Below are 2,133 nucleotides of genomic sequence, written 5' to 3' on the forward strand. Positions count from 1 at the left end.
GTGCACGCGCACCGCGTTCGACGCTTTCTTGGTCACGTAAGACATCGGCGGCGCCGACTGCAGGCCGTTGCCGCGCGCCGGATGCAGTTTTTCCTTCAATGCGGCGTCGCGGAAGGAAGGCGAGATCACGCCCGCGGTGGCCAGCAGGCGCAGGTGGCTGTTGGCCAGGACTTCCAAATCTTCCTCACCGTCGCCCAGGTAGTAGCTGGGGCGGCGCTGCGCGATCAGCAGGCTGAGTGCTTCCTTGAAGGCCAGCGGGCTGCCCGGCTGGTCCATCTTCCCGCCCAGCAGGCGGTTCACTTCCGCGAAATCGCGGCCGTACCACACCCACATGCCATCGCCGACACCGTTCACTTCACCATAGCCGGTCTTGGCCGACAGCGGCACGGTGTTGAGGTAATCGACCACGATCTGGCGGCGCACCTTGGTGGTGTCCTCGCCGCCCTGATAAGCGCGCAGCGTGGCGGACACCATCTGCTTCAGCTTGTCCTTCATCGAGCTGGTGCGGCCTTCCGGCGAATGGCGGTATTTCTCGATCTGCGTCGCCAGCGTCGAACCGCCAGCCGCGCGGTGCGCTCCGGCGCCAACGGCGCTCAGCGATTTTTCGAACACGGCCTTGCTCAGGCGGTCCCATTCCACAGCGGGATTACGCTTCGGATAGGTATTGTCGAGCAGCTCGCGGTTCTCGATGAACAGCRGGCTTTGCACCAGCGCTTGCGGCGTTTGCTCGAAACCGTTGTAGATGCGTTCCGGGTAGCTGGCCGTAAACAGCGGCTGCGCGCGGCAATCGTAAATCGTCAGGCCGGTGCGGGTCTTCTCGCGGTAGGTCGCGAACACGCCCATATCCGACAGCTGCACCATTTTGGGCGAGAAGCGCGACTGCGCCGTGATCTCGTAATCCTTGGCCTTCAGCTTGGTCAGGTAATCCGGCATATTCGCGTAGCCCAGGCGCTCGTCGTAAGGACTGTCGTGCGGGTAGCGGATGTCTTTGCTGGGGCCAGCTTCAACGCGCCAGGTGAGCTTTTCGGATAGCTGCGTGAAATAGCGCGCCTGCATGGTTGAGGTGCGAACTTCCTGCACAGCCCAATACACCAGCAGTGAGAGCAGAACCAGCATCAGCACGATGAGGGCATCGCGCGAACGCGAGCGCTTCTTCGGCTCCGATGGTGGTGGCGGCGCCGGCTGGGCGTGGGCGAGGTGGACTGTTTCCTGATCGTGAGGCGAAGACATAGGTACGGAGCGCAGTCGACGTCGCACGCCGCCATATCCAAACGCTGCAGCGCCCGCACGCAATTTGCGCACGGTACTGACTACAACGCGGGGCCGGCGAAAACGTCGATTGCTTAGCATAGTGTTTAAACCGGTCAATCAAACTACTGTTCCTGCATGACTACCATTGCACCACAACGGCAGCGCGTGCACGGAGCAATGCGCAGAAATTTTGATCTGCGCGCAATTTTTTCGCAAAAAAACAACGGCACTTTTCGCCATATGTGAGCGAGCTAACAATGGCTGTTAACACCATTGTCACATCGTGTCATTACAGGCGTGTGTATTCCACTTTCAGCTTATCGAGTTCGCTGCACATTGCCGCGAAGGCTGCTGCGCATTGGCCCGGTTCGCCTTTCACGCCAAGCTCGATATGGCGGCGCGTATTGGCGTCGCCAACGCTGGGCAGGCTGAAGACCCTGACGCGTGGCCAGGCTTTTTCAATGCTCACCATCAGGGGAGTTAACGCCGCTTCGGCCACTTCGTAGACAAGCACCGCATGTTCAGCACGCGGTTCGCGGTTGAACAGATCGGTGTAGTGCGTGTCCAGCACCCATTCGATCATCGGCCAGGCCATCACGGGGAAGCCCGGCACGAAATAATGGGTGCCGACGGCGAAGCCGGGCACGTTGTTGTAGGGATTGGGGATGAGGGATGCACCTTGYGGGAACTCGGCCATCTGCAGGCGCTGCAGATTGTCTGGCGCGTTCAGATCGGCCTGCTGGCCCGCGTCCTGTGCCACCTGGCGGATGCGCTGCTGGATCATGGCTTTGCCTTCTTCGTGCAGCACCAGCGGCCGGCCCAGCGCCGCCGCTGCCGCCTGGCGCGTATGGTCGTCCGGCGTGGCGCCGATACCGCCGCAGG

General features: G+C 61.6%; 2 protein-coding genes. Both read right to left on the minus strand.

Annotated features, from left to right (window positions below; all coding sequences use genetic code 11):
* On the minus strand, positions 1-1,230 hold a 1,230-nt coding region (locus tag AB4Z11_RS30160), incomplete at its 3' end, for a transglycosylase domain-containing protein (protein WP_442029633.1).
* 310 nt (positions 1,231-1,540) lie between these two features.
* On the minus strand, positions 1,541-2,133 hold a 593-nt coding region (locus tag AB4Z11_RS30165), incomplete at its 5' end, for a competence/damage-inducible protein A (RefSeq protein WP_442029635.1).

The organism is Pseudoduganella sp. RAF53_2, from assembly GCF_052113985.1.
In the GTDB taxonomy this organism is placed as follows: Bacteria; Pseudomonadota; Gammaproteobacteria; order Burkholderiales; family Burkholderiaceae_D; genus Rugamonas.